Origin of the sequence: Flavobacterium fluvii (assembly GCF_900129545.1) — a bacterium.
In the GTDB taxonomy this organism is placed as follows: Bacteria; Bacteroidota; Bacteroidia; order Flavobacteriales; family Flavobacteriaceae; genus Flavobacterium; species Flavobacterium fluvii.
Window position 1 is genome coordinate 317,788 of the sequence record NZ_FQWB01000004.1, and the last position, 22,712, is coordinate 340,499.

The 22,712-nt window shown below is 36.4% G+C and carries 23 protein-coding genes and 1 tRNA gene; 7 read left to right on the plus strand and 17 right to left on the minus strand.

Features of this window, described 5'->3' with window-relative positions; genetic code table 11:
• Nucleotides 1-36: 36 nt before the first annotated feature.
• The 14 genes from BUC16_RS11220 to BUC16_RS11285 all read right to left on the minus strand — a co-directional run bounded on the left by BUC16_RS11220 (nucleotide 37) and on the right by BUC16_RS11285 (nucleotide 12,255).
• The gene (locus BUC16_RS11220; RefSeq protein WP_141226139.1) at nucleotides 37-759 is read right to left on the minus strand and encodes a DUF6134 family protein; all 723 of its coding nucleotides are present in this window, start codon (nucleotides 757-759) and stop codon (nucleotides 37-39) included.
• A 28-nt stretch (nucleotides 760-787) separates the two neighbouring features.
• Nucleotides 788-1,153: a hypothetical protein gene (locus BUC16_RS11225; RefSeq protein ID WP_141226140.1), complete on the minus strand. Its 366-nt coding sequence runs from the start codon at nucleotides 1,151-1,153 to the stop codon at nucleotides 788-790.
• A 112-nt stretch (nucleotides 1,154-1,265) separates the two neighbouring features.
• Entirely contained in the window at nucleotides 1,266-2,369 is a 1,104-nt protein-coding gene (locus BUC16_RS11230) for a helix-turn-helix domain-containing protein (protein ID WP_073370623.1), read from the minus strand.
• Nucleotides 2,370-2,432: 63 nt separating this feature from the next.
• Complete coding sequence (locus BUC16_RS11235) at nucleotides 2,433-3,032, minus strand: SprT-like domain-containing protein (RefSeq protein ID WP_073370625.1); 600 nt, start codon at nucleotides 3,030-3,032, stop codon at nucleotides 2,433-2,435.
• Nucleotides 3,033-3,081: 49 nt separating this feature from the next.
• Nucleotides 3,082-3,759 carry an SDR family NAD(P)-dependent oxidoreductase gene (locus tag BUC16_RS11240; protein ID WP_073370626.1) on the minus strand — a complete coding sequence of 226 codons (678 nt, stop codon included), beginning with the start codon at nucleotides 3,757-3,759 and terminating at the stop codon, nucleotides 3,082-3,084.
• Nucleotides 3,760-3,941: 182 nt separating this feature from the next.
• Nucleotides 3,942-4,793 (minus strand): T9SS type A sorting domain-containing protein, encoded by an 852-nt coding sequence (locus tag BUC16_RS11245; RefSeq protein ID WP_073370628.1) that lies wholly within the window; start codon nucleotides 4,791-4,793, stop codon nucleotides 3,942-3,944.
• 392 nt (nucleotides 4,794-5,185) lie between these two features.
• The gene (locus tag BUC16_RS11250; RefSeq protein WP_073370629.1) at nucleotides 5,186-6,838 is read right to left on the minus strand and encodes a T9SS type A sorting domain-containing protein; all 1,653 of its coding nucleotides are present in this window, start codon (nucleotides 6,836-6,838) and stop codon (nucleotides 5,186-5,188) included.
• A gap of 39 nt (nucleotides 6,839-6,877) precedes the next feature.
• Nucleotides 6,878-7,348, minus strand: coding sequence for a hypothetical protein (locus BUC16_RS11255; RefSeq protein WP_073370631.1), 471 nt, complete (start codon nucleotides 7,346-7,348; stop codon nucleotides 6,878-6,880).
• Between the two features lie 46 nt (nucleotides 7,349-7,394).
• Nucleotides 7,395-7,997: a hypothetical protein gene (locus tag BUC16_RS11260; protein ID WP_073370633.1), complete on the minus strand. Its 603-nt coding sequence runs from the start codon at nucleotides 7,995-7,997 to the stop codon at nucleotides 7,395-7,397.
• A 113-nt stretch (nucleotides 7,998-8,110) separates the two neighbouring features.
• Entirely contained in the window at nucleotides 8,111-8,968 is an 858-nt protein-coding gene (locus BUC16_RS11265) for a hypothetical protein (RefSeq protein ID WP_073370634.1), read from the minus strand.
• A 52-nt stretch (nucleotides 8,969-9,020) separates the two neighbouring features.
• Nucleotides 9,021-9,230 (minus strand): helix-turn-helix transcriptional regulator, encoded by a 210-nt coding sequence (locus BUC16_RS11270; RefSeq protein ID WP_073370636.1) that lies wholly within the window; start codon nucleotides 9,228-9,230, stop codon nucleotides 9,021-9,023.
• A gap of 162 nt (nucleotides 9,231-9,392) precedes the next feature.
• On the minus strand, nucleotides 9,393-10,121 hold the full coding sequence (locus BUC16_RS11275) for a response regulator transcription factor (protein WP_084546153.1): 729 nt from the start codon (nucleotides 10,119-10,121) through the stop codon (nucleotides 9,393-9,395).
• Nucleotides 10,122-10,133: 12 nt separating this feature from the next.
• Nucleotides 10,134-10,748, minus strand: coding sequence for a response regulator transcription factor (locus BUC16_RS11280; protein ID WP_073370639.1), 615 nt, complete (start codon nucleotides 10,746-10,748; stop codon nucleotides 10,134-10,136).
• 364 nt (nucleotides 10,749-11,112) lie between these two features.
• The gene (locus tag BUC16_RS11285) at nucleotides 11,113-12,255 is read right to left on the minus strand and encodes an acyl-CoA dehydrogenase family protein (RefSeq protein ID WP_073370641.1); all 1,143 of its coding nucleotides are present in this window, start codon (nucleotides 12,253-12,255) and stop codon (nucleotides 11,113-11,115) included.
• Between the two features lie 84 nt (nucleotides 12,256-12,339).
• On the opposite strand from BUC16_RS11285, the gene BUC16_RS11290 reads away from it, so the two are divergent.
• The 3 genes from BUC16_RS11290 to BUC16_RS11300 all read left to right on the plus strand — a co-directional run bounded on the left by BUC16_RS11290 (nucleotide 12,340) and on the right by BUC16_RS11300 (nucleotide 15,548).
• A complete protein-coding gene (locus BUC16_RS11290; RefSeq protein WP_073370642.1) occupies nucleotides 12,340-13,416 on the plus strand; it encodes an anhydro-N-acetylmuramic acid kinase in 1,077 nt (358 codons plus the stop codon).
• A gap of 12 nt (nucleotides 13,417-13,428) precedes the next feature.
• A complete protein-coding gene (gene nhaA / locus BUC16_RS11295) occupies nucleotides 13,429-14,592 on the plus strand; it encodes a Na+/H+ antiporter NhaA (protein WP_073370644.1) in 1,164 nt (387 codons plus the stop codon).
• 65 nt (nucleotides 14,593-14,657) lie between these two features.
• Complete coding sequence (locus BUC16_RS11300) at nucleotides 14,658-15,548, plus strand: hypothetical protein (protein ID WP_073370645.1); 891 nt, start codon at nucleotides 14,658-14,660, stop codon at nucleotides 15,546-15,548.
• 112 nt (nucleotides 15,549-15,660) lie between these two features.
• Here BUC16_RS11300 and BUC16_RS11305 read toward each other — a convergent pair whose 3' ends face one another.
• Both BUC16_RS11305 and BUC16_RS11310 read right to left on the minus strand, forming a co-directional pair.
• Nucleotides 15,661-16,056 (minus strand): ExbD/TolR family protein, encoded by a 396-nt coding sequence (locus BUC16_RS11305; RefSeq protein WP_073370647.1) that lies wholly within the window; start codon nucleotides 16,054-16,056, stop codon nucleotides 15,661-15,663.
• Between the two features lie 2 nt (nucleotides 16,057-16,058).
• Nucleotides 16,059-16,754 (minus strand): MotA/TolQ/ExbB proton channel family protein, encoded by a 696-nt coding sequence (locus BUC16_RS11310; protein ID WP_073370648.1) that lies wholly within the window; start codon nucleotides 16,752-16,754, stop codon nucleotides 16,059-16,061.
• Between the two features lie 122 nt (nucleotides 16,755-16,876).
• Between BUC16_RS11310 and BUC16_RS11315 the strand changes: the two genes are divergently transcribed.
• From BUC16_RS11315 to BUC16_RS11330, 4 genes are all read left to right on the plus strand, one after another.
• Nucleotides 16,877-18,112 carry a bifunctional folylpolyglutamate synthase/dihydrofolate synthase gene (locus BUC16_RS11315; protein ID WP_073370650.1) on the plus strand — a complete coding sequence of 412 codons (1,236 nt, stop codon included), beginning with the start codon at nucleotides 16,877-16,879 and terminating at the stop codon, nucleotides 18,110-18,112.
• Between the two features lie 118 nt (nucleotides 18,113-18,230).
• Nucleotides 18,231-19,040, plus strand: a complete 810-nt coding sequence (locus tag BUC16_RS11320; RefSeq protein WP_073370652.1) for a hypothetical protein — start codon at nucleotides 18,231-18,233, stop codon at nucleotides 19,038-19,040.
• Nucleotides 19,041-19,219: 179 nt separating this feature from the next.
• A tRNA-Val gene (locus BUC16_RS11325) sits at nucleotides 19,220-19,294 on the plus strand.
• A 143-nt stretch (nucleotides 19,295-19,437) separates the two neighbouring features.
• A complete protein-coding gene (locus tag BUC16_RS11330) occupies nucleotides 19,438-19,842 on the plus strand; it encodes a hypothetical protein (RefSeq protein WP_141226141.1) in 405 nt (134 codons plus the stop codon).
• A 68-nt stretch (nucleotides 19,843-19,910) separates the two neighbouring features.
• Here BUC16_RS11330 and alaS read toward each other — a convergent pair whose 3' ends face one another.
• On the minus strand, nucleotides 19,911-22,541 hold the full coding sequence (alaS, locus tag BUC16_RS11335) for an alanine--tRNA ligase (RefSeq protein WP_073370655.1): 2,631 nt from the start codon (nucleotides 22,539-22,541) through the stop codon (nucleotides 19,911-19,913).
• Nucleotides 22,542-22,712: the final 171 nt, after the last annotated feature.

Genomic DNA, 22,712 nt, shown 5'->3' on the forward strand with positions numbered 1-22,712 from the left:
AATAAAAACAGCACATAAATGAAGACATAAACCAAACTATCTGTTGCTTGCATAACTTTTGTTTAAAGGATCAAGAATTACCTCCGCTGAATAAAAACCATGCACAATTTTTACTTTTACACACACGCCTTCTTTATAATAAAAGCAGTTGACATTGCCATTTGGGAACTGTACTTTATAGCCGCCATCATCAGTTTTTGCCACTTTTACAAAGCATTGTTGATTGTCACAATACACCCATTTAGAATTTATTGGCTCCTGAAAATAGAGACTCAACAAATTTTCGGTAATTGTTGCAAAGGATAATTTTTCCTTTTCTCCATTTGCCGTAACTTCATATTCATTTCTCAAAAGCCTGGTTTGTTTCTCCGATTTTACAGAACCGTTGAACTTTCTGATTTGAGTAGAACAAACCAGTTTTCCCTTTTCAAAAGTGGAAGATTCTTTGGAAAAAAAAGTAATTGGAAAAACAATTTTGGTCTTGATCTCGGAAACCAACAGCAAAACGGATGTGTTTCCAACGGTGGTTTTCTCCAGTTTCAACCAGCCGATTTCTTTCCCGTATCGAACTATTTTATAATTCAATTGAAGGTTTTGCGCGGATGTCCAGTTAGGAACAAACAACATGAAACCAACCAGGAGAATCGCCAGAAAGCCGTGGAAGTTGGCTTTGAAAAACCGGATTGTTTTCAAATTGGCCTTCATCCACAATTGATTGCCGTACTTTTTTAAAAAAGTACAAATAATAAAAACTAGCATGATTTCTAGGGTTTAAAATTCAAGAAGTTTAAAAATCCGCAGGAAACTCAAAAGACATATCTCCCATTGACTCCACTGCAATGGCTCCAACCACACCAAGCACGACCAATCCAATTCCAAGCACTAACCCCACGGTTTTCAAGGTGGAAAACTCGCCTTCTTTAATTTCGGAGATTTCGGAGATTGGAATTTCTTTTTGGATGCTGCCTTCCTCAACAGTTATTGTGCTATCGTTAACCAGTACCATTTTTGATTTCGCAAACTTGGCGTCTTGACGTATTTTGTAATTTTTCCCAACTACGAGTGAACTGTCTTTCAAATCTATTGTTCTATAAGTGTAACAGCTTTGGAACAAAAAAGAAATGACGATTAAATAAATGACTGAAGTTTTCATGATTTCGAGTTTTAAATTCATCTCAAAATTAGAAACAAGACCAAAAAGGAATATCCAACATTACCCAAATTGTAAAAATCTGGACAAGTTGGATAAATCTGGACAGCTCGTTTTATTGCTCCTTGAACTCGGAAGGAGTAACATTCGTGAATTTTTTGAAAGCGGTATAAAATGTGGATTTGGAGTTAAACCCACATTCAAGACCTATGGCCACGATAGTATAGCTGGAGTAATCAGATTTTATCAGAAACTTTTTTGCTTTTTCCACTCGCAAAAGATTAATGTAATCCGGAAAATTGTATCCACTTTCCTGATTAATCAAATGAGATAATTTACTAGTGCTTATTCCCATTTCAGAGGACAATCTTTCCAAACTAAAGGAAGGGTCAAGAAATCTTTTGTTCTTTTTAATGTAATTCTTGATTATCAGAAACTTTTCCTCTTCTGATTCTTTCGTATTGGAATTCCCGTTTATAATGGTTGGTTCGGCAATAATTTCCTTTCTTAACTCAATACGTTCCAACATCAAGGAATAATTATAAAACCCCTGATAACTAATCCAATACAAAAGCGACGTACTGCTTAGCCTCAAAGGATAATAAATAAAAACTTCGGGGTTTAACACTTTGTCTAAATTCAACAATATGGCGCAAATCCACATAAGGATGACTATACTGCCAAAAAACATGAAATTTTTAAGCCATTTTACATTATCAAAAGCCAATACTTGTTCGTACAATTCTGAATAGTTGAAAAGAATGACAATTGCTTTTATGAAGAGAAATACCGAATAAGAAGCATTTACTATTTCTTCTATCTGGGCATATTTGGCAATAAAAAAATTATTGTTTTCATTAAAATAATTGGGAATCAATGCAATTCTTATGACTATTTCTATTACAAATAGCGAAATGGATACATACACAAAGGAAGAAATCTTCTTTTCGATCTTCAAATAATAAATCAAAAAGGTATAAAAAGAGGGAAAAATAAGAACATACCACGGAATTTGCATTCTATGGATAAAAAAATTGGCATCCACAAAAATAGTTTCGAGTGTTAAAGCCTGAAGATTGTTGAGCATTATAAACAAGACTACCAAGTTCAAATAAATAATGGACTTGTCTCTTCCGTTTTTAGAAAATTGTGTGGCAACTATAAAGATGATTCCAAGTATAACTCCTGATATCATTAAAAAATCAAATATGTTTTTCATGATAAATCTTCTTTAAGTTAATAGATTTATACTTTCATTTTTTTGATTTAAAATGTAAAATTGTCAACTCGGCAACAATTCTACTTCTGCGTTTGGATTAAAAAGATAGGTTCTTCCTGAACTTACCTCAACACATTCATAACGCTTGGTTCTTAATGCCCCTTTTTTGAATATTTTCCCGTTGTGAATCCTGAAAATACTTCCATAAGGTATTTCAAAGATATGATTTTTATCGTTTTGTTTATCAAACTGCTTGAGTGCCAATACCAAAGTCGCATCAGTGTCGCTACTGGCAGTCGGGTTTTTGAAATGCCTTGCCAACAATGGCAACAAATGACCAGGAAAAATCTCGGGACGTATAAACGGAACCATCAATCGCTGGAAAGAATATTTCCATTCGTTCCCGTGGGGTTTAATGTTGCGCCCAAATTTTTCGAAAGCCACCAAATGCGAAATTTCGTGAACCAACGTGATCAAAAACTTGTATTTGTTCAAGCTGGCGTTTACCGTTATTTCGTGTTTTCCACTGGGGCCTTTTCGATAATCTCCGTGACGGGTCACGCGTTCATTCACGATTTTGAGATGAACTTGATTGGTCACAATCAATTCAAAAATTGGTTTCACGGCATGTTCCGGTATGTATTTCGCAAGTGTATCGCTCATTTATAAAAATCCCTCGACTGCGCTCGGGAAGACAAAAAAGTTAATTGAATCAAGGATTACTGGATGAAACTTCCAATACTTTTCCGTTATAATATTTATTTCCGGTCAGGGCAAAATCAAAAATATAATCTGCCATTCCTTTTGCCGAAATTGGCGCTTCATAACCCGGAAATGCTTCTTGCAACATCTCGGTTTGAACAGCCCCAAGTGCCAAAACATTAAAGGCGATTCCTCTTTCCTTGTATTCTTCTGCCAATAATTCCGACAAGGTGATTACCGCTCCTTTACTGGAACTGTAAGCCGCCAATCCAGCGAATTTCAAGCTTCCTTGAATTCCGCCCATCGAACTGATGGTAACCACATGGCTTCCTTTTTGCAAATACGGCAAACAAACACGCGTCAAATTGGCCACGCCAAAAACGTTGACTTTATAGATGTTTTCGAAATCGGTTTGAGAAGTTTCCGAAAAAGGTTTCAGCAGCAAACTCCCTGCATTATGAATTATGACATCCACTTTTTTCCAGGAATGTGACAGAAAATTTTCTACTTTCTGCATTTCATTTTCATCGGATAAATCGATGGAAAGACAACTGATTTTTTCGTTTTCGATAAGTGCTTGTGGTGTTTTTCTGGAAATTGCCAACACATTGTGTCCGGCATTGGCAAACTGCAAAGCCAGTTCATAACCAATTCCTCTTGAAGTTCCCGTGATGATGATGTTTTTCATTTTGCTAAATTAAAAAAAATCCATCAAGTCTATGACCAGATGGATTTTTTTAAGAAAATAATAGTTGTAAACTCTTTGTTTGCATTGAAAGAATCTATTGTTTAACAAATTTAGTTTGGAATTTCTCTTTTCCAGAAAACGCCTTTATTATATAAAGTCCGGCTTAAATATGCTAAACATTATTATTCTTTTATAAACTTGCTTGCATATTTTTTCCCATCTGAATAAGCTTCAACTATATACAATCCTTTCGCAAGGTCTTCTATGTTTATTAGTGATATGTTTTCTTCTTTCTGGTAAACTATTTGTCCTAAAATGTTAGTTATAAAAATTTCATCAATGACCACACTGTTTGACAATTGTAGATTGACCGTATAAATTGAAGGGTTTGGATAAACATTTAAACTTACATTTTCCTTCTGAATTTCAGATATACTTGAAATACCCAGAAGATTACACCCCAAATTATTATTTGGGTATTTATCTGGGTAATCACTGGGGTTATAATGTGGATTATAAATCTTGACACCTCCATCTACAAAACCATCATCATATCCATTATACCATCCATCTCCAAAACCATCATCATATCCAACATCATATCCATCCCCATAAGAAGAATTTATTACTTTATTATAACCAGCTTTATAACCATCGGATTGACCATTGGCAAAACCAAGATCATAACAATCGGAATTAACAACATTAACAGCAAGATGTATGCTGATTTTATTATTGTTAATGGTTTTAGAACCATCATCATATCCATCATCATAACCAATATCATAACCATCAGCAGAACCATCTTGGAAACCAGCGTTAAAACCAACGTTATAACAAACTGCTGACCCATTTTTAGTGCCCTCGGCAACACCTAGATTATAACCAACTAAATGTCCGGCATTATAGCCAGCTAAATAATCAGGAGAACCTTCACAGTCAACCAAATTATTTTTAACGTTGCCACTTCGAGCAGTATGGGAACTTAGAATCCCAATTAGCAGAACGAAAAAGATTGTGTAAAATGCTTTCATAATTTTAATTCATAAAATTATCACCTACTCTTTTAAAGATTTTCGGTTTCCTCTTTGTCTATAGATTATGAAAACACTTCCACCGTAAGTAATCCTAAAATAATTACAGTGAAAAGACCTAAAATAATTACATAAAATTTTTTCATAATTCTACATTTTATATATTTCTTACTCGTTAGGATTTTCAGAGTACGCCTCGTTTTTAGTTGTTTCTGAACTCAACGGTTGTTTTTGAATACTCCATCAAAATCTAGTGCATAATCTAATGCGCCATCTACTTTTGAACATTCTAAGATTAAAAGAAAAAAAAGACATTGTTAATGGTAAAAAAATTGATTTTGAGATTTTGAGATTTTTGTAATTCATAATTTGTATGGTTTTAAGGTTATTTTTTAATCCTTTATAAATTTCTTAGTTTCTTTTACATCCCCAACAAAAATCTCTAAAACATATATTCCTTTAGAGAGGTTGCGAACATCTAAGTGATTTGAATTGTTTTGCTCCATTATTATTTTACCTGACAAATCGGTGATTGTTAACTTATTTATTTCTGATTTGTCAGAAAGGTTAATATTTAAAATGTTGGTTGCCGGGTTTGGATAAATTACTATATCTTGTTTCTCAAAAACAGAAATAGCTAGTGATCCACTCGAAATTATACGCTGCGCATAGATGTCCGGTACGCTGCTTCTGTTATCTGACCAAGTAATAATGGCTCCTGCGCTACTGTCTGAAATGATGGCTACAAAACCTTGACTGCCCGTCGCTGTAGCTACTGCCACTCCATTGGTAGTCCATTGTACCACTCCGCTGGCATTGATGCGCTGAGCATAGATGTTAGTATTAGTACTTCCGCTTCTGTAATCTTCCCAAGTAATAATAGCTCCTCCATTGTCGTCTGAAACGATGGTTTGCCATTGTTGACGATCTGTCGCTGTGCTGATGGCAACTCCATTGGCAGTCCATTGTACCGTTCCGCTGCTATTTATACGCTGGGCATATATGTCATATTCATCATTAATATTACTTCTGTTATCAGTCCAGGTAATAATAGCCCCCGCGCTACCATCTGAAACGATAGTTGGCATATCTTGACTACCTGTAGTTGTGCTGATGGCAACTCCATTGGCAGTCCATTGTACTACTCCGCTGGCATTGATGTGTTGGGCATAGATGTCGTTATTATTTCCACTTATGGTTCCATATGTATACCAAGTAATAATGGCTCCTCCACTGCCATCAGAAACGATGGTAGGAAAGTATTGATCCCCTGTCGCTGTACAAATGGCAACTCCATTGGCAGTCCATTGCACTGTTCCACTTGCATTGATGCGCTGGGCATAGATATGATAACCATTAAAGCTTCTGTAATCCTGCCAGGTAATAATAGCTCCTCCATTGCCGTCTGATGCAATGGTTGGATCTGCTTGTAATCCAGCTGCTGTGCAGATGGCTACTCCATCGACAGTCCATTGAACCACACCGCTGGCATTGATGCGTTGGGCATAGATGTCATCATGACTTGCGTTTCTGTAATCCCCCCAGGTAATAATGGCTCCTGCGCTACCGTCTGAAACTATGTTTAGAGAATATTGGCTGCCTACTGCTGTGCAAATGGCCACTCCATTGGCAGTCCATTGTACCACTCCGCTGGCATTGATGCGCTGGGCATAGACGTCAAATCCGCTTCTGCTATCCTGCCAAGTAATAATAGCTCCTCCGATGCCGTCTGAAACAATTTTTGGCCGTTGTTGATTACCTGTCGCTGTGCAAATGGCAACTCCATTGGCAGTCCATTGTACCATTCCGCCGGCATTGATGCGCTGGGCATAGATGTCGTAATCATTAAATGATCTGTAATCCTGCCAGGTAATAATAGCTCCTCCACTACCATCTGAAATTATTTGTGGACGTTCTTGATTACTAAAAGCTGTACAGATGGCGTTATTCACCGCAGCGTTAGAAGACCATTGGGCGTAAGTGTATTGTGTATTAATTAGTTGGGTGAACACTACGACTAAAATAGGGAGTAATTTTTTTTTCATAATTTAAATTATTAAATTTTCACTTACTTCGTAAATTATTTAATGTAGTTTTTTAAATCGCTCACCATAAATAACGGCATAGTTTTCATCCGAGACTACCGTTACCCCCATAAGATCGTAACTTCCAGTAGCATAATTCCCGTTTGAGCTTTCTCCATACTGAACTAAAAGAGTGACTGCATATCGACCATTTATTCCTTCTTGTTTGCGAACAATACCTTTTTCATCACAATCAAACCAAAATTTAATTGGAATGGGATTTACCATATGTGGCTGAAACAATCCTGTTCCATTTTCGTTTAATTCAACTATCGGCTTTTCAGTTTCTTTACCCCATTCGTAAATATAGGTACCAAAAACCACCTTCATATCGGTCGGTATTTTTCTGGTTACGGTGTAAACAGTTCCCTTTAAAGTAATTTTCTCAATTGAACCCTGAGCTTGTAACTGGAATCCTGTACAAATAAGTAGTAGTAGTAGTAGTAGTAGTAATATAATTTGTCTTTTCATTTTTCTGTTTGTTAAAGATTATTAAATTTCCTGTCTATTATAAAATTCATTGCTTAACTGATATCCCATCTTTATCAACAAATAATCTCCCGGTGTTGTTTTCGATTAAATTGTTTTTTGGATCGCCATTATCATCTAACATAATCAGTACATATTGAACATTTTCAATACCATTGGTAGTCAGTGTACCGGAATATGCTATTGCCATTACGGATGTATTTCCATCTAGAGTAGTATTAACTTTTAAGAAAACAGAAAATTTGTTGTCAATTCCAGAAATAAAAGAATTTACCCCAACTTGTGTGGAGGTTCCTTGAATAGATTCATAGTCAACAATCAATTTTTCATTTAGTTGATTTGAAAATTTTAGCAAAGCATCTGCATAAACAGTTCCAATTACATCGTTTGGAACGGAACTAGATTGTGAAATCATTGGTGTAATTAAATAAGACCCATTTATAATAGGAGGATTTGCCCCAGTATTAAAAGTAAAACCTAAATTTCTCATTGCAGTCAAAACTTCTGGGGAGAAAAAATTTTCAATTGATTTAATTGAACCGTCAAATTCTTTTGTTTCCTCGTCGTCTTTAGAACAAGAAAACAATACTACAGATAATACTACTAAAATAATTACATTTAAGTTTTTCATAATCGTATAAATTAATTTTCTTACTCGTTAGGCTTTTCAGAGTGCGCCTCGTTTTTAGTTGTTTCTGAACTCAACTGTTGCTTTTTGTAATTATAAAATGAGAAATTGCCATCTTACCAAATAATAATAGTCTTTATCTGACCCTCATAATCAATATTTGCTTCTCCAATTTGAGAACAGCTACTTGGCCATTGGGATGCGTCTGGAAAGAATTCCCAGTATAATTTACTTTCACCTGAGTAAGAAAAATAAGTCCAACTAGTTTCAGAACTTTTAAATTCTGGACCATATCCCTGATTTATTATTCTGTTGGAACCAGATAGAATTCCTTGTGAGTTATAACTATTGGATACAACAGTTCCAGCCTTCCAAGCTAAATGATATAAAGTAGTATTTAAGCTACTACAGTTTCCTGTAGGCTTATTTATAATTATTTTGAATTGTCCTTTAGGGTGTAAAACAGCAGTAGTTCCTCCTGTGCCACAAGGATAATTTGAAGTCGCAACATATTGGGTTGGATTATTTGTGGTGACGGCTTGATTTGGAACTCCTACAATTAAAAGTCCGTTTGTAAATAACAACGGAAATTCTAATACATCTTTCCCAATAGTAAAAGTCATAGAGGGTTTGGAAGAATTAAAAGTTCCAATTGTTTCTTTACCACTAGAGCAAGCTTTAGCAATAGAACCTGATAATGACAGATATGCTGTTCCAGCACCATCATTTCTACTCCAATAATTTCCAGTAGGCTTACTACCATTATAAATACTCCCGCTTGTTCCAGTTCCACTAGTTCCAGTACCGACTGTTCCAGTTCCTGTCGTGCTGTCACTATTTGTTTGGTCGCCACCTAAGTCTTCTCCCAAATTGTCACAAGAATTTATAGCGAAGGCTATAAACATAAAAAGTATTAATTTATTTTTTTTCATAAATAAAAGGTTAAAGGCTGTTACGGTTATTAGCTTTTTCATAATTTTATTTGTTTTTATGGTTAATATTTTTTATGATATAGTTGTTTTGAATTCACTTCAGAAACCCTTCCCTCACTGCCCAACCTACCAATTGCTGCGTGTTTTTAAATCCTGTCTTACGCAACATATTGCGGCGGTGCGTTTGAACGGTACTTTTTGTAATACCCAGTTTTAGTCCAATAGTTTCACTGGTGTAACCGTTGCAGATCAACGTCAAGACTTTCAATTCGGATTTACTCAATACATTGATTTCTTTGTCCATAGTGTTTAAAAATCTTGAAGGAATTTAAAGGAACTGCTATATATCAAATTTAATTAGAACCGGTTTAAATAAAAATACCTACTATTGGGTATTTTTACTTAAACCGGTTCTCAGAATTTTAAAAATTTTGTGTGGTAAATAAAAAGAAAAATTGCAGTAAACTTAACTAGGGCTTAAACCAAATGCAGTGGCAAATTTATAAAGCTCCGAAAAGGTTTTAATTTCAAGCTTTTGCTTAATATTTCGACGGTGTGTGTTTATGGTCAACTTTGTGATGAATAAAGTATCAGAAATGGCAGCGTTATTGTTACCAAGAACCAATAAACTTATAATTTCTTTTTCTTTGGGGGTAAGTCTGCAATATTTTGCAAAATTCTTTTTCATCCAGTCACTTTCTTCCAATACACTGTTAATTTTTTTTGCTACAGTGCCTAAGGAATTCACTTCATTGACCGAAAGAATTATTTTATCGGAAACCAATTGACCGGGAGTGTATAGCAATTTTGCAGAAGCAAAATACCATTTATAAGAAGTCTCGTCCAGTGCTTTTACACGATGGACAAAATTGAGGATTCTTTCTTTCTCCTGATTTTTTTGCATTACGTAATAACTGGCAACAATTTTATTTATCTCATCTGGCACAAAAAAATGATTAAAATAGCCTGGCCCCAGTTCAGCAAGTTCTTCCACATTATGTTTAAGAATATTGCAACCACAATTGTTCATATAAATAGTAGCTACTTTAGTAAGATCAATTACCAAAATATTTCCGGGCAAATAGTCTCCTATTGTTTCTAATGAAAAATCGCCTTTATGTATCTTGTTTTCCAATGTAAATAGCTGCTGCCTGCTAGTACAGATTATTTCACGGGTTGTCAGGTTAGTTTTCATATAACTCGGATATTAGGAAGTGGACATATCAAAAACAACTGCATATTTCATTAATTCTGCCAAAGTTCTTATTTCAAGTTTTCTATTTATGTTTTTCCGATGTGTATTTACAGTATGTTCCGAAATGTAAAGTTTGACACTAATTTCAATATTAGTTCTTCCCATTGCCAATAATTCCAGAATTTCAGTTTCTCTTTTTGTGAGTAAACCGAGTTTATTATATATATTTTTTAGAAAATCCAGGTCTTCCATAACCTTATATATTTTCTCTTTGCAATCTCCTATTAATTCCAAATCATACGTAAAAATTACAATTTTTTGAAAAGTTCCATTTTCGCTTTTTTTTAATCTTGCAGAAGAAACATACCATTTAGCCTCAAGATTTTCTGTTTCGTTATTACCCCAAAAAAAACTATATACTGTTTCCTCATCTTCTTTATTTAAAAATCCGGCTATTTGTCTGGCTAATTCTTGTTGACTTTCTTCAGAGAGGGGCTCAAAAAAAGTTTGATTAAGCATCGAATCATCCGCTTTTTTTATATCCAAAGAACTTATATCGAAAACCTTTACTTGATCTGGAAAAAGCCTTTCAGCAATTGCACAAAGTTTATTTAGACAATTTTTCATATCGAGTAATTATTAATTTCGTTTAACAAAAAAACAACTAAAAATATGAATTAGTCTTTTTAAACCATTTTTAAACAGGGTAGTTATGCACGATATTGTGTTTATGCACTTCCTTTTATTGAAACATAAATGATTAAGAACATATTAAACATAGAAAAATACATATTAAACAACAAATAAAAACGACTAAACGTTAAAAAACCCGATTACAAACCACAAATACTGTTAAAAAACAATTAATATTGAAGAAGTTTTTGCTTTATAGAAACTATATAAAGCTTTTTTTGAATACCAAAATCTCAAAAATAAAAAACCCTTCCGATTTTATACTTTCGAAAGGGTTTCTCATAAAATAATCTAGTAATTATCCCGAAATAATACTCCTTGAAATCACGATTTTCTGAATTTCGGAAGTGCCTTCGTAAATTTGGGTAATCTTGGCATCCCGCATCAATCGCTCCACGTGGTATTCACGAACATAACCGTTTCCACCGTGAATTTGCACGGCTTCAATGGTGGTGTCCATGGCAGTTTGTGAAGCAAAAAGCTTTGCCATTGAACTACTGACATCATAATTGTGATGATTGTCTTTGTCCCAAGATGCCTTTAAACAAAGATGCCTTGCCGCTTCTATATTTACAAACATATCGGCCAATTTAAAAGCAATAGCCTGATGATGGCAAATTTCCGTTCCAAAGGATTTACGCTCTTTCGAATATTTCAAAGCCAATTCATAAGCGCCGGAAGCGATTCCCAAAGCCTGGGAAGCAATTCCAATTCTTCCTCCTGCCAAAGTTTTCATCGCAAATTTAAAACCGAAACCTTCTTCTCCAATCCTGTTTTCTTTTGGCACTTTCACGTCATTGAATTGCAAAGAATGGGTGTCGGAACCCCGAATTCCCATCTTGTGTTCTTTGGGACCAATGGAAAATCCTGGCATATCCTTGGTCATAATCAAGGCGTTGATTCCTTTGCTGCTTTTCTCTATATGCGTCTGGACAATAACAATATAAACCGAAGCTGTTCCGCCATTGGTAATCCAGTTTTTGGTTCCGTTTACCAAATAATAATCGCCCATATCAATGGCGGTGGTTTTCTGCGAAGTGGCATCACTCCCCGCTTCGGGTTCACTCAAACAAAAAGCGCCGTGAATCTGGCCTGAAGCCAAAAGCGGCAACCATTGCTGTTTTTGTTCTTCGGTTCCAAATTCCTGCAAACCCCAACAAACAAGCGAATTATTGACGGACATCACTACCGAAGCCGAAGCATCAACTTTCGAAATTTCTTCCATGGCAAGGACATACGAAACCGTGTCGAGACCGCTCCCACCGTATTTTGGATCTACCATCATTCCCATAAATCCAAGTTCTCCCATTTTTTTGATTTGATCGGCAGGAAAAACCCCCTTTTCATCTCTTTCAATTACACCTGGCAATAATTCGTTTTGAGCAAAATCCCTGGCGGCTTGTTGCACCATTAATTGCTCTTCGGTTAGATTAAAATCCATAATAGTTTAAGATAAAAATGTTGAACTCTCTCAAAGATACTTCTAAATACCGAAATTTTCAATTTTGATTCGTAAATTTGAGCAATGAAAAAAAAACACTACAATGTCATCGGAGTTATGTCTGGAACCTCACTGGACGGCGTTGATTTAGCTCATATTAAATTTCATTTCATCAACAATAAATGGGCTTTTGAAATTTTGGAAAGCGAAACTGTTGGCTACAGCCAAAATTGGATTGACCAATTAAAATCGGCAGTAGATTTTTCTGAAACTAAACTCGAGAAACTAAACCAAGACTACACCGCACTCTTGGCAAGTATCATTTCCACTTTTATTGAAAAACATAAAATTGAAAATTTGGATGCTGTTTGCTCACACGGTCATACTATTTTGCATCAACCGCAAAATGGATTTACGCTGCAAATTGGGAATTTACCTAAAATATCTACTTTAATTCATCAAACGGTAGTTTGTGATTTCAGGGTTCAGGATGTAGAATTGGGAGGTCAAGGTGCGCCTTTGGTTCCAATTGGCGATCGCATTTTATTTTCGGAATATGATTATTGCATCAATTTGGGGGGCTTTTCGAATGTGTCTTTCGAACAAAACGGAAAACGAATCGCATTCGATATTTCGCCAGTGAATACGGTTTTGAATTATTATGCCAATCAATTGGGATTGGATTATGACGACAAAGGACAACTTTCCAAAACAGGAAAAATCAATGCCGATTTGTTGAATGAATTAAACGCATTGGATTTTTACCAACAAAAATTTCCTAAATCATTGGGTTTTGAATTTGTAAAAGGAATCATTTTACCTCTAATCGAAAGCCACGAAATTTCCATTGAAGACAAATTACGTACTTTTACTGAACACGTGGCTTTGCAAACGGCTTTGGCTTTAGAAGATATTGAAACTCGCAATGGTCGAATGCTGGTAACTGGAGGTGGTGCTTACAATAATTTTCTTGTCGAACGCATTCAATCGCATTTGCCCGAAATGGAAATCATCATTCCATCCGCCAAAATATTGGAATTCAAGGAAGCCCTAATATTTGCCTTGCTTGGCGTTTTGAAATTACGAGACGAAATCAATGTTTTGAGTAGTGTAACGGGAGCTAAAATGGACCATAGTTCGGGAATAATTTATTCTTGCTAATTAAAATAGAAAATGGAATTACAGCATACAACCACAAAACTATTCAAAGATTTTTTCGAAAGCGAAAAGTCGAGTGGCCTTGTATTGATAGGCTGCACGGTGATTTCATTAGTATTGGCTAATTCTGTTTTTGGCTCAACCTACTTGCATTTTTGGCATACTAATTTAGGCGGACAACCTATTGAATATTGGATTAACGATGGACTGATGACCATTTTCTTTTTGCTAATCGGTTTGGAATTAGAAAGGGAAGTTTATAAAGGAGAATTGTCCAATATCAAAAAAGCACTTTTACCCATTTTCGGGGCAATTGGAGGAATGCTTGTTCCCGCAGCTTTGTATTTATCCTTTAATTACGGCACAAATACGCAATCGGGAGCAGGAATCCCGATGGCAACCGATATTGCTTTTGCCTTGGGAATATTATCGTTGTTAGGCAACAGAGTGCCAACTTCCCTAAAAATATTCTTGACCGCTTTGGCCGTAATTGATGACTTGGGAGCGATTTTGGTGATAGCCGTATTTTATACCAAAGCATTGTTTTGGGACAATCTTTTAATTGCCTTGGGAATTTTTGGCTTCTTGTTAATCCTCAACCGATTGAAAGTCAGAAACTTGATTCCTTATTTAATTGGCGGCGTGATAATGTGGTATTTTATGCTTCATTCGGGTGTTCACGCCACTATTACGGGAGTTCTATTGGCTTTTGCAATTCCTTTTGGAAACGGAAACAAAGAATCCACTTCTTATATTTTGCAGCATTTCCTCCATAAGCCAGTTGCTTTTATCATACTTCCCGTTTTTGCATTGGCCAATACGGCAATCGTTTTGAGTTCGAATATGGGCGAAGTTTTAGTGCAACATTACAGTATTGGAATAGCCTTGGGACTCATCGTGGGAAAACCGCTGGGGATTTTTGCATTGAGTTTCTTGGCCGTGAAATTGGGAATCTGCAACCTTCCGAGTGACTTAAACTGGAAATCCATAATTGGCGTAGGCTTTTTGGGAGGAATTGGTTTTACGATGTCTATTTTTGTCACCTTGTTGGCTTTTGACGATGCCACAATTATCAACAATGCGAAATTCATCATTCTGCTTTCTTCCTTGGCAGCGGGAACAATTGGTTTTTTTAGTTTGAAATTAACTTTAAAAAGGAAGCCACAAACATTTCAATAGCCAACAATTTTTAGTAATTTTCAACGTTTTTAAAACGAATACGCTTTATAAATTTTAAACCACGAATGAGCTCCACTATTTCTTCAGACCAAAAAAAATCATTTTTAATAGCCACACTATTATTCGGAACGCTGTTGTTGATTTTATTCTTCATCCGATTTTGGCCTCCGGCCAACTTGGAAGAGCTAACTGGCGGCGGAGGTGGCGGTGGCGTTACCATAAACTTTGGCGACAGCGATTTGGGATCGGGTGCCAATTATAAAAGCGAAGTTTTGGACGTGCAAAATAAAGCCAGACAAACTCCAACGAAAGCAACACCAGACGAATCTATTTTATCTCAGGAAAATTCCACCGAGGAAAGCGTGGTCATTCCACAGAAGGAAAAACCATTAAAACCAACACCTGTTTTAAAAGAAGAACCAAAGCCAGTTGTTGCACAAAAACCAAAAGTTTCCAACAATACCAATGATGCCTTGGCAAGTATCATGAAAGGTTCCAATAAAGGTGGCGATGGAGATGACAATGTGGCTGGAAACAAAGGAAAATCAAACGGAAGTTTAAGTTCTAACGGATATTACGGAACGGGAGGTTCTGGAGGCGGAACCGGTGGAGGAAATGGAACGGGCAACGGAACGGGAACAGGTAGCGGTTATGGCTCTGGAAGTGGCGGAGGTTCTGGAAATGGAACTGGTTATTCGCTGGGAAACAGGAAAGCAATTTCTAAACCTGCTCCAAAATACACTTGTAATGAAACCGGAAAAGTCGTTGTGGAAGTGTCCGTGGATAGAAATGGAAAAACCATAGACGCCATTGCAGGAATAAAAGGAACCACGAATACGGCAAAATGTTTATTGGACCAAGCCAGAATTGCTGCAATGAATACAAGATGGGATGCCAGCAGCAATGCACCGGATAAACAAGTAGGCAAGATTATTTATAATTTCAATTTGAATTAAAAAAGGATTAGACGCCACAGATAACACGTATTAAACGGATTTTCACTGATAAAACAAAAATGCCTCGAAATTAATTTATCGAGGCATTTTTTTATTTGTGAAATTTTGATGCTTACTTCGGACTGGTTGCAATCACGAATTTCAGATTGTTTTTTACTCCTATTTGCAATACATCCACTAAATCCTGCACTTGTAGATTAAAAGGAATTCTAACAATAACCGTTTGGTCTTTTTCGGCATTCATTTTCGACATTAAAGTCGTTTCTAATTCTTCGAAAGGAACAGCTTGCTTGTCGAGATAGAATTTCTTGTCTTCGGTAACAGACAAACTAATGTATTGTTTATTGGTTTTCTCGTTGGATTTGGCTTTTGGCAATGTCATTTTAATCACATTGGGATTTGCCAAAGTCGATATAATCAGAAAAAACAACAACAAGAAAAACATAATGTCACTCAACGAAGACGTGGCGACTTCGGCGTGGAATCTTCTTTTTCGTTTTATGGACATCGCTATGCTTTTTGAATAATATTTACAAATTCCAGTATTTGCTTTTGAATTTTCAAAGCAAAATTATCAATCTTCCCGTTCAACAAGTGGTAGGCGCTGTAAGCAATAATACCAACCAACAATCCGGCACCACTACTGATCATTTTTTCGTAAAGTCCTCCAGAAATATTACCAATACTGATATCCTCGGTAACCGAGATGCTGTAAAATATTTTGATAACCCCAGAAATGGTTCCAATAAATCCTAATGTTGGCGCAATACCGGCAATAAGCCCCAATTGTCCCAAATGTTTTTCCATCTCTCCAATTTCAATATCGGCAGCGCGATCCATATTGGATTCAATCTCGATAATCGGTCTTCCAATAATAAGAATTCCCTCTTTTATGATATTTCCCGAGGCCGTATTACTTCTTTCGGCGATTGAACGAGCCATATCCAATTTGCCCGAATGCAGATTGTCCCTCACATCTCGCATTAAAAGCGCATCGATTTTGGAAACTCTATGAATGTATAAATAGCGTTCTACAATCAAATAAAAAGTATAAAATAACAATATTGAAATTGGAATCAAGAAAAAACCTCCTTTTAAAATAAATTGTAAAACAGAAATTTCATTGTTTGTGGCAATTTTTTCTATGATTACGTTTGATGCGGCATTGGCGATGGTGTCGGCTTGTAATTGTATTAAACTAAACATATATTATTATTTTACTCATTAATTCTAAAAAATATTTGAAATTTGCAATAAAGATACTTTTCGATGTACAATTAAACTAAAAAAAACGAAAAATATTTTAACCCACCCCTATTTTAATAAAAATGAATTATCAAGAAACAATAAACTGGATGTTTAATCAATTGCCGATGTACCAACTTCAGGGTGCTTCGGCGTATAAAAAAGATTTGACCAATGCCTATTTGCTGGCCGATCATCTTGACAATCCACAGAAAAATCTTAAATGCATTCACGTTGCGGGAACAAACGGCAAAGGTTCCACTTCGCACATGTTGGCTTCGATACTTCAGGAAGCGGGTTACACCGTGGGTCTGTATACCTCTCCCCATCTGAGAGATTACAGGGAACGCATCAAGATTGACGGAATCGAAATTTCGGAAGATTTTGTGTGCGATTTCATCAGCAAACACAAACATTTTTTTGAAAACAATGACATGAGTTTCTTCGAGATGACCGTGGGTTTGGCTTACGATTATTTTGCCAAAGAAAAAGTGGACATCGCCATTATCGAAGTGGGAATGGGCGGAAGATTGGACGCTACCAATATTATCACGCCATTGGTTTCCGTAATTACGAATATCGCTTTGGACCACACCCAATTTCTGGGCAACACAATAGAATCCATCGCTTTTGAAAAAGCCGGAATCATCAAACCCGGAATCCCTGTCGTCATTGGAGAATACACCAATGAAACAAAACCCGTGTTCGAAACAAAAGCCAAGGAAAACAATTCGGAAATCTATTTTGCTTCCAAATTAATTTCACAAAATTATCCATCCGATTTAATTGGGGATTATCAAGTCCACAACAAAAAAACGGTTTTACAAACCATCGCCATAATAAACTCCCAAAAGGAATTTAAAATTTACGAAACAGACATCAAATCAGGTTTGTTGAATGTAGTAAAAAACACGGGACTCGAAGGAAGATGGCAACAACTGGGAGAATCACCAAAGATAATTTGCGATACTGCACACAATAAAAATGGATTGGAAATCGTGATGACTCAAATCCAAAAACAAAAATTCGACAATTTACACATTGTTTTGGGAGTGGTAAACGACAAAGATTTGGACGAAGTCTTGCCCCTGTTCCCTACCAATGCCACTTATTATTTCTGTAAACCAAATATTCCTCGCGGACTGGAAGCCATAATTTTACAAGAAAAAGCCCAAAAATTCCATTTGCTTGGAGAAACATACCCCTCAGTAACAGAAGCTTACAATGAATCCAAGAATATCGCCACGAAAAATGATTTTATCTTTATTGGAGGAAGCACCTTTGTAGTAGCCGAATTGCCATTAAATACAGCAATTTAACATATCTGATGATTTGTTGTTTATAATTTATGTTAATTATGTATAAATAGTTGATTAATAAATGATTAACTTTAATACTAATTTTCTAATTAATTAACTCTTTAACAACTAAACAATCATGAAACTGAACAAATTTTTAGCTTTAGGAATGTTAATTCTCACATTTCTAGCGAGCGTAAATGTTAACGCTCAAGAAGAACCAAAACCTGTATACATTACAGTTACCACCATGCATCGAAATTTCGATAATGCCAACAGAACCGATTGGCTAAAAACGGAACAGGAGTATTATGACAAAGTCATCAGCAAGAATGATTTAATAATAGGCTCTGAAATCCTGACCCACTATTATACGGCGAACAGCTCTGAAATTTTACACATTTCAGTATACAAAACCTGGGGAGACATAGAAAAAGCAAATGAAATTTCAACCGAATTAATTAAAAAAGCATGGCCGGACGAAACAGCAAGAAAAGCTTTTTTTGACAAACAAAGAAGTTTTTACACAACTTACCATTCCGATGAAATTTACACTTCACTCCCAACGATAGGCTATAAAGAGTTAAAAACAACTTCAAAAGAGCCGATGATTGTATACCTTCGCAAATCCCAATTATCAATGAATGGGCAAGGGCAAGGAAAAGAAATGAAAGAGTTTAACGACAAGGTAACCATGAAAAACCCATACATTAAAGCTTATTATCCCCACCGTCATGCTTGGGGTTCCGATAGCCGAGAATTCGTGGAAGCCTTTTTATTTGACTCAATGTCGGATATGGAAAAATCAAGCGACAAAGACGATGAATTAGAAAAAGCCGCGTGGCCAAAAGAAGCCGACAGAAAAGCCTTTTTTGACGAAATGAAAAAGTCTTTTACCGGTATTCACGGTGATTACGTTTACCGAAACGAACCAACAATGGCAAAATAATGGCACTATTTCACATCAAACTCCGATTCCAAGACAGAATCGGAGTTTGTTTGAAATTTTATTCCCAACTTAATAAATTAAATACCAACCAAATACAATAGTCTTCAAAAAAAATATGGAAATTTCCATAAAAATGTTTTGCAAAAGCAAAAAACCACCCTATATTTGCACACGCAATAGGGCGATTAGCTCAGCTGGTTCAGAGCACCTCGTTTACACCGAGGGGGTCGGGGGTTCGAACCCCTCATCGCCCACAAAACTTCTCAAGAAATTGGGAAGTTTTTTTTTTACTTTTTTTCAAGACTTTTTATGTTGACTTACATTTTTATTTACATTTGTAAAAGTTGCCTACAACTAAAACAAACCCCCAAACCCCCAAACCTACAAACATAATAAAATGAAGAAAACCCTTTTGACGACATTTTTTGCCGTATGCCTTACTTTAACGACAATGGCACAAGAAAAAGAGGCGGTTAAGACTCCCCCAGAAAAAACCGTTTCCAAAGAAGATAAAGAAGCTGCAAAAGCCAAAAAAGAAGCCGACCTTCTAGAAGTATTCAAAATAGCCGCAATAACACCGGAAGAACAAGCAAAAATGAGAGAATTTATAGTAGAAAGTGGTGAATACGGCAAACAACTAAGAGCCGACCCCGATTTTACTGACGAAGAGAAAATTTTAAAAGCTAAAGTATATTCTAAAATTAAAAATGCAAGAATGAAAGAACTGTTAGGAGACGCCAAATACAAAATCTATAGAGACGCTGTAAACGCACAAAAGAAAAGAGATACAAAATCCAAATAATAAATTCAAAAAAAAGGGTTTGACATTTTTAAGTCAAACCCTTTTTTAATGATTATTGTTAAAAGTGCTTATTTCACAAACTCAATTGCTTTTTCCAAAGCTTCCTGAATTCCTTCCACTTTTTTACCTCCAGCAGTAGCGAAGAAAGGTTGGCCTCCTCCTCCACCTAAGATGCATTTTCCTAATTCACGAACTACAGCTCCTGCATTCAGGTTTTTCTCGGCAACTAATTCTTTGGAAATATAACAGCTCAACATTGGTTTTCCATCTTCGGCCGTTGCCAATACCAAGAAAATGTTTTTACCCAAAGTTCCCAATTCATAAGCCAAATCTTTTGCACCCTCTGGACTCAAATTTACCTGTTTCGCCAAGAATTGAACTCCGTTTACTTCTTGTAGTTCCTGAGCCAATTCCCCTTTCATATTCTTGGCTTTATCTTTCAATAAAACCTCCAATTGTTTTTTAAGTGAAGTGTTTTCATCTTGCAATGTTTGAATCGCTTTTACAGGATCAACGGCATTTTTCAACACTTCTTTGATTTCATAAAAAGAAAGCAATTGTGATTCAAAAAACTCTTTGGCAGCTTCACTGGTAATCGCTTCAATACGTCTAATTCCAGCAGCAACAGCACCTTCAGACGTAATTTTGAAATGCCAAATATCGCTCGTGTTAGGAACGTGGGTTCCTCCACATAATTCTACCGAATCCCCAAATTTGATCATTCGTACCAAATCTCCATATTTTTCTCCAAACAAGGCCATCGCACCTTCCTGCAATGCTTGGTCTTTTGGAATCGCTCTTTTTTCAATCAACGGTAAACTCTCTCGAATCCTGGCATTCACGAAATCCTCCACTTCTTTAATTTCATCATCCGTCATTTTAGAAAAATGAGAAAAGTCAAAACGCAAAGAAGCAGAACGTACCATCGAACCTTTTTGTTCAATATGAGTTCCCAATATTTTTCGCAATCCTTGGTGCAACAAGTGGGTTGCCGTATGGTTTGAAGATGTTTTTGCTCTTTGGATTCCATCCACAACAGCCGTAAAACTATCGGTTAAATTTTCAGGCAATGATTTGGCAAGGTGAACTGTCTGGCTGTTTTCCTTCTTGGTATCGACAATATAGATAATGTCGCCGTTTTGGGCTTCCAGGTATCCTTTATCTCCCGTTTGCCCTCCACTTTCTCCATAAAATGGCGTAGAGTTGAAAACCAACTGGAAAATCTCGCCATCTTTTACACTTTCCACTCTACGGTATTTGGTGATTTTAACATTGTGTTTCAATCGGTCGTAACCCACAAATTCCTGTACATCATCTTCAACCAAAACATTCCAGTCTCCTGTCGTAACTTTGGATGCGGCACGGGAACGTTCCTTTTGCAATTGCAATTGTTCCTGGAATCCTTTTTCGTCCAATTCTAATCCTTTTTCAGACAAAATCAAAGCCGTCAAATCGATTGGAAAACCGTAAGTATCATACAATTCAAATGCTTTTTTACCTTCGATTATTTTACCTGAGTTGGTATTAATCACGGCATCCAACAACACCAATCCTTGATCCAAAGTTCTCAAAAAAGAACTCTCTTCCTCACGAATCACGTTCGAACACAACGCTTTTTGAGTACGGATTTCCGGAAAAGAACCGCTCATTTGCGTACTCAAAGTCTCTACCAATTTATAGATAAATGGCTCTTTGGTATCCAAGAAAGTAAAACCGTAACGAATCGCACGACGCAAAATTCTACGGATAACATAACCTGCTCCCGTGTTCGATGGCAACTGACCGTCGGCAATGGCAAAAGCTACCGCACGAACGTGATCTGCAATGACACGAATCGCGATATTTATTTTTTCCTCCGCTTCGTCTTTTGCTTTAATTGTATATTTAGTTCCGGTAATCGTTTCGATTTCCCTGATAAGTGGCGTAAAAACATCGGTATCATAATTCGACTGAACGCCTTGCAAAACCATGCAAAGTCTTTCGAATCCCATTCCGGTATCGACGTGCTGGGCAGGCAATTTCTCAAGAGAACCATCGGCTTTACGGTTGAATTCCATAAATACGTTGTTCCAAATCTCGACAACATGTGGATGGTCGTTATTCACTAAATCCTTTCCTGAAACCAAAGCTTTTTCTTCGGCAGAACGAATATCAACGTGAATTTCTGAACAAGGCCCACAAGGTCCTTGGTCTCCCATTTCCCAGAAATTGTCTTTCTTGTTTCCAAGAATAATTCGGTCTTCGTCAATCAAGGTTTTCCAAATATCATAAGCTTCTTGGTCGAAAGGCACATTTTCTTCGGCGTTTCCTTCAAATACAGAAACATAAAGAATGTCTTTTGGTATTTTATAGACTTCTGTCAACAATTCCCAAGCCCAGTTGATGGCTTCTTTTTTGAAATAATCACCAAAAGACCAATTCCCCAACATTTCGAACATCGTATGGTGGTAGGTATCAATCCCTACTTCCTCCAAATCGTTGTGTTTTCCTGAAACACGAAGACATTTTTGAGTATCGGCAATTCTTTTGCTTTTCGGTGTGGCGTTACCCAAGAAATATTCTTTGAACTGCGCCATTCCTGAGTTGTTGAACATCAGGGTGGGGTCGTTTTTGAGAACTATTGGAGCCGATGGAACGATTAAGTGTCCTTTACTTTCGAAAAAATCCAGAAATTGTTTACGTACGTCTTGTGATTTCATATTCTTGTTATGTTTGCCATTAAGGCACAATTTTTTTTAAAATTATCTTGTTATTTTATGCCCCAGACAGTAATGGAAAGCTTCGAAGTTTTGAAATCTATTTTTTCTTGAGATGGCAGGGCGACTGGAAGAAGCTCCTGCTGGCTCATTAGAAAAAAAGAATTTCATGAC

What these genes read in the sequence shown, in the direction of transcription:
- BUC16_RS11235 (WP_073370625.1), bottom strand. Translation starts at nt 3,032, where the DNA reads ATGAGCGATACACTTGCGAAATACATACCGGAACATGCCGTGAAACCA.
- BUC16_RS11280 (WP_073370639.1), bottom strand. Translation starts at nt 10,748, where the DNA reads ATGAAAAATTGTCTAAATAAACTTTGTGCAATTGCTGAAAGGCTTTTT.
- BUC16_RS11300 (WP_073370645.1), top strand. Translation starts at nt 14,658, where the DNA reads ATGAGCTCCACTATTTCTTCAGACCAAAAAAAATCATTTTTAATAGCC.
- BUC16_RS11290 (WP_073370642.1), top strand. Translation starts at nt 12,340, where the DNA reads ATGAAAAAAAAACACTACAATGTCATCGGAGTTATGTCTGGAACCTCA.
- BUC16_RS11255 (WP_073370631.1), bottom strand. Translation starts at nt 7,348, where the DNA reads ATGAAAAGACAAATTATATTACTACTACTACTACTACTACTACTTATT.
- BUC16_RS11260 (WP_073370633.1), bottom strand. Translation starts at nt 7,997, where the DNA reads ATGAAAAACTTAAATGTAATTATTTTAGTAGTATTATCTGTAGTATTG.
- BUC16_RS11225 (WP_141226140.1), bottom strand. Translation starts at nt 1,153, where the DNA reads ATGAAAACTTCAGTCATTTATTTAATCGTCATTTCTTTTTTGTTCCAA.
- BUC16_RS11245 (WP_073370628.1), bottom strand. Translation starts at nt 4,793, where the DNA reads ATGAAAGCATTTTACACAATCTTTTTCGTTCTGCTAATTGGGATTCTA.
- BUC16_RS11240 (WP_073370626.1), bottom strand. Translation starts at nt 3,759, where the DNA reads ATGAAAAACATCATCATCACGGGAACTTCAAGAGGAATTGGTTATGAA.
- BUC16_RS11330 (WP_141226141.1), top strand. Translation starts at nt 19,438, where the DNA reads ATGAAGAAAACCCTTTTGACGACATTTTTTGCCGTATGCCTTACTTTA.
- BUC16_RS11275 (WP_084546153.1), bottom strand. Translation starts at nt 10,121, where the DNA reads ATGAAAACTAACCTGACAACCCGTGAAATAATCTGTACTAGCAGGCAG.
- BUC16_RS11320 (WP_073370652.1), top strand. Translation starts at nt 18,231, where the DNA reads ATGAAACTGAACAAATTTTTAGCTTTAGGAATGTTAATTCTCACATTT.
- alaS (WP_073370655.1), bottom strand. Translation starts at nt 22,541, where the DNA reads ATGAAATCACAAGACGTACGTAAACAATTTCTGGATTTTTTCGAAAGT.
- BUC16_RS11285 (WP_073370641.1), bottom strand. Translation starts at nt 12,255, where the DNA reads ATGGATTTTAATCTAACCGAAGAGCAATTAATGGTGCAACAAGCCGCC.
- BUC16_RS11310 (WP_073370648.1), bottom strand. Translation starts at nt 16,754, where the DNA reads ATGTTTAGTTTAATACAATTACAAGCCGACACCATCGCCAATGCCGCA.
- BUC16_RS11305 (WP_073370647.1), bottom strand. Translation starts at nt 16,056, where the DNA reads ATGTCCATAAAACGAAAAAGAAGATTCCACGCCGAAGTCGCCACGTCT.
- BUC16_RS11265 (WP_073370634.1), bottom strand. Translation starts at nt 8,968, where the DNA reads ATGAAAAAGCTAATAACCGTAACAGCCTTTAACCTTTTATTTATGAAA.
- BUC16_RS11315 (WP_073370650.1), top strand. Translation starts at nt 16,877, where the DNA reads ATGAATTATCAAGAAACAATAAACTGGATGTTTAATCAATTGCCGATG.
- BUC16_RS11220 (WP_141226139.1), bottom strand. Translation starts at nt 759, where the DNA reads ATGCTAGTTTTTATTATTTGTACTTTTTTAAAAAAGTACGGCAATCAA.
- BUC16_RS11250 (WP_073370629.1), bottom strand. Translation starts at nt 6,838, where the DNA reads ATGAAAAAAAAATTACTCCCTATTTTAGTCGTAGTGTTCACCCAACTA.
- BUC16_RS11230 (WP_073370623.1), bottom strand. Translation starts at nt 2,369, where the DNA reads ATGAAAAACATATTTGATTTTTTAATGATATCAGGAGTTATACTTGGA.
- nhaA (WP_073370644.1), top strand. Translation starts at nt 13,429, where the DNA reads ATGGAATTACAGCATACAACCACAAAACTATTCAAAGATTTTTTCGAA.
- BUC16_RS11270 (WP_073370636.1), bottom strand. Translation starts at nt 9,230, where the DNA reads ATGGACAAAGAAATCAATGTATTGAGTAAATCCGAATTGAAAGTCTTG.